A 3,970-nucleotide genomic window follows, 5' to 3' on the forward strand; every position below is an offset into this window, starting at 1 on the left:
CGGACCAGGGCCACGGAGATGAAGGACACCAGGGGAAACCTTGCGGTCACCAGCGGCTCCGAGACCTACCGTCGATGCGCGTTACCGCGCCAGCTCTCGACCCTCCTACCTGGCCGCAATCGCCACAACGACCAATCCTCACAGCCACCAAACAAGGTCAACAACTTGACGATGCCACGGGAGCCGTATTGGACCTTTGTCGCCGTGCAGCACCCGGGCGGATTTCAACCACCGCGGGCACCGGCTGCCTGAAGCTGCTGGCCCCTGCCCGTCATCAGGTAGACAGCACACCCGCTGATCAGGCGGGGCCGTATGATGGGCTGGCCGTGGCTGAAGTTCGACCGTGGACAGTGAAGGGGAGGCCGCCGTGCCGATATTCATGGTCGAGCGAAACTATGCCGAAGAGCTGGAATCCACCTTGGACGTCGCTGATGGAATCAATCGGCTCAACGCCGAGGAGGGCGTTCGCTGGCTGTACTCGTTCCTGTCCGCGGACAAACGAAAAACTTACTGCCTGTACGAAGCCCCGTCGCCGCAGGCGATCAGAACCGCGGCGACACGCACCGGCTTTCCTGCCGATGTCATCGTCGAGGTAACAGATCGCATCATGCCGAACGGCGCACTCGCCGAGATCTGATCCCTACGCGAGCAGTTCATGATCAGCGGCGTACATCGCAGCCTGCGTACGGTTGGCGGCGCCGGTCTTGAGCAGGATACTGCGGACGTGGTTGGCCGCTGTGTTGGTGCTGATGTATAGGCGTTCGCCGATCGCCCGATTGCTCAGGCCCGCCGCCAGCAACCGCAATACCTCGACCTCCCGGACGCTCAGACCGTCGGGACCATTCCTCAGTAACGACCCCACCAGGTCGACAATCCTGGTCTGGCCGATCGGCGCGGCGATCGCGCGGGCCTCGTCGGCCAACCGCCGGGCCTCCTCGGCGCGATCTCGCGAGGCCGCGAACAACGCCTGCCGCGCCAGCGTCTCCGCGACATGAACGACCGAACACATCTGCCGGTCCATCTCGAGCGCTGCACCGAAATGGCGCTCGGCAGCGGCACTTTCACCGGTCAGCGCAGCGATCCGGGCCAGGTATCGGTCCGCACTGCCGAAGAGCGCGACGAACTGGCCAGCCAAGAGGTTTTTGCCTTCGTAGCGAGCAACGAAGGGGCGGAGCACGTGGACGGCTTCGCGGTCACCCAGTTCCAACGCCGCCTCGACCATGAAAACCAGATCCATTGGCCACTGCGCATCGGCGGTATGGTCGCCGAGATTCCGGTTCAGCAGGTGGCTTAGAGCGCGGGTCATGCCGCGCTCGCAGTCGAGCTCGGTATACAGCGCGAGTAGGCCCGGCACCCAACGCCCGGCGAATGTCTCGCTGCCGTCCACGAACCCACCGAACGTCTTCAGGTATCCAGATTCACGGCGGATCATGAACATCTGGACTCCGTGACTGCCCTCGGTCGTGTCCGCGCCAAGCAAGCTGCCGGTGCGTAAGCCGATATCGGCCCACCGTTCCGCGTCGGGGAAATCGCCGCGCAAGTAGGCCAGCCCTGACTGAACGCACGCGCCGACGAAGCCGAAGAAGGGCTGCCCGCAGGCCTGGGCCGATCGTTGCAGGTGGGCGACCGCTCCGCCGAGGTCGTCGGGCAGACCAGCCTGATAGCTGACCATGGCGCGAAAGTAGGAGGCCGAACCGAGCGCCTCGTGGTCACGGCGCAACAGCGCCATGTGCGAAAGTTCGGACGAACGCTGCAGTTGCGTTTCGCACATGTCTGGGGCGAGACCCTGCCACAGGCTGGTCTCCAGAGCGTGCCGAACCACCACCGGATCGTTGCCCGCTCGCGCGTAATCGATGGCGAGGCTGCTGATTTCGCGGCCGCGCACTGCTTCACCGGCGAACGCCAACGCTCGTCCGAAACTGCCCATAGCATGCACGTATCGCGGATCGTCGGTGTTCAGCCCGCACGACTCCAGCGCCGACGCGAGTAGGTCGGCCGCCTTCGGGTCGGCCAGCCCGGGGCGCCAGTTCGCGTCTTCATAACCCACTGCCGCTTCCAGTCGGATAAGCGGATCATCAGCCGCGCTGAGGCGTTCATAGATACCCCGAGCGCGGGCGAAGTCACCGGCGCGTACGTGGTTGCAAGCCGCACCGAGGTTCATTCTTGCTCGATCCGCGCGGCCTAGCTCCGGAAGCGACGCCGCCCGCTCGAACCATTTCGCCGCGTCCTCGTAGGCCAGGCTGTGTTCGGCCATCCGCGCCGCCTCCCGCGCGTATCGCAACGCCTGCTCGTGGTAGCCGAGCACGTGCGCCAGCAGGTAGTGGTCGGCCAGGCGGGGAACAACCGATGGATCCGCGCGCCCCTCAAGTGCTTCGGCGGCCCGGGCGTGCATGATCCGCAGCTGCGACGCCGCCATCCTGCCGATCACGGCCTCGCGAGTCAGCGCATGCACGAACGAGAACTCACCGTCGGAGCCGGGCACCGCCCGGATCAGCCCAACACCTTCGGCCGAGTCGACCGCTGCCAGCGTCGCGGCCAGATCGGTCTCGCTGGTGGCGATGAGCGCTTGCAGATCAAACGTCTCGCCCAGCACCGCGGCCTGCTCGATGATCCTCTGGACGCTGGCCCCCAGTCCGGCCAGTCGGCGGGCGATGGCGTCCCCGATCGACGCCGGAACCGTCAATTGTGTACTCAGCGAGGCGATCCCACCCCGGTTCTCCAGGTCATTGCAGAGTTCGGTGAGGAAATACGGATTGCCGCCAGTCTTATCGCGCAGCAGGGCGGCCGCGGTGCGCGCCGTCGGAGCTGGCAGCTGGCGGGTCCGGCTGACGAACTCGGCGATCGCCTCGGTGTCCAGACCTGCTAGGTCGAGGCGCCGCACACCATCGAACCGGTGCATCTCGGCGAGCCGGCTGATCAGCTCATCGGAGCGGTCCGGTGCAGTCGTGCGGAACGTGGCCACCACCAACATGCGGACATCGGCGCAGCCGATCAGCACGTGTTCGAGCATGGCCAGGGTTGGAAGTTGCGCCCAATGCAGGTCTTCGAGGATCAGCGCGATCGGGCGGTCCATCGTCAAGCCCCGCAGAAAGCCGGTCAGCGCGTCGAAAAGAACACGCCGGACCATGCCCGCGTCGTCGATCGTGCCCGTGTCGGGCAAGTGCCGATTCACGTGGCTCGACAGCCGCCGCAGCAGCTGCGGTCCGGCGTCGGCCAGCGCTTCCGCCAGGCAACCCTCTGGACCCGCCAACAGCAGTCGATCAAGTACTTCGGCGAACGGTGCGTACGGAACGTCCGCATCGGCGGTCGAACTGCCTACGAGCACGGCGGCGCCGTGATCGACCAGCGTTCCGGCAACCTCGGCGGCTAGGCGCGACTTACCCGCTCCGGGCTCACCACCGATGAACACCACCTGTCGGTTACTGGCCTCGACCCGCTCCCAGACCTGCTCGAACACGGCCAGTTCCGCCGCGCGACCGACACAAAGGCCGCGACGACGAACGACCAGTTCGCCCGGAAGCGGTGGTGGCACCCACTGCGCCATGTGCTCACGGTAATCGCGGCGTCGCCGCCCGGTCGATAGTCAGATTTGACCATCGGGGGCCCTCTGCGGAAATGCTTCGTTGTGGTCATGACGTGCGACTTCGGCGCCACGTAGCGTCGCGGCATCGAGACCACACAATCACTGAGAAGGAGGTGGGCGGCATGAGCCCTGCGACTGCAACCCGCGAACTAAGCAACGCGTTGGACGGGGAGGTAACTCTGCCCGGTGACCCGGGCTATGACCACGCCCGGTCGCTGTACAACGCGATGATCGACAAGCGCCCGGCGGTGATCGCCCGCTGCGGATCCGTCGCCGACATCGCGGCCGCCCTCGAGTTCGCGCGCACGTCGAACCTCGCCCTTGCGGTCCGCGGAGGCGGCCACAGCGGTCCGGGCTTCGGAACCGTCGAGGACGGTGTCGTCATTG

At 66.0% G+C, this 3,970-nt stretch carries 3 protein-coding genes; 2 read left to right on the forward strand and 1 reads right to left on the reverse strand.

Annotated features, from left to right (window positions below; translation table 11 throughout):
- Window positions 1-367 precede the first annotated feature (367 nt).
- Window positions 368-637, forward strand: coding sequence for a DUF4242 domain-containing protein (locus VN779_RS00920; RefSeq protein ID WP_349260579.1), 270 nt, complete (start codon window positions 368-370; stop codon window positions 635-637).
- A gap of 3 nt (window positions 638-640) precedes the next feature.
- Here VN779_RS00920 and VN779_RS00925 read toward each other — a convergent pair whose 3' ends face one another.
- Window positions 641-3,544, reverse strand: a complete 2,904-nt coding sequence (locus tag VN779_RS00925) for a helix-turn-helix transcriptional regulator (RefSeq protein WP_325719155.1) — start codon at window positions 3,542-3,544, stop codon at window positions 641-643.
- A 161-nt stretch (window positions 3,545-3,705) separates the two neighbouring features.
- Here VN779_RS00925 and VN779_RS00930 point away from each other — a divergent pair.
- Window positions 3,706-3,970 (forward strand): FAD-binding protein (locus VN779_RS00930; protein WP_325719157.1); only part of this gene is annotated, 265 nt, incomplete at its 3' end.

The organism is Actinocrinis sp. (genome assembly GCF_035605935.1).
Taxonomy (GTDB): domain Bacteria; phylum Actinomycetota; class Actinomycetes; order Streptomycetales; family Catenulisporaceae; genus Actinocrinis.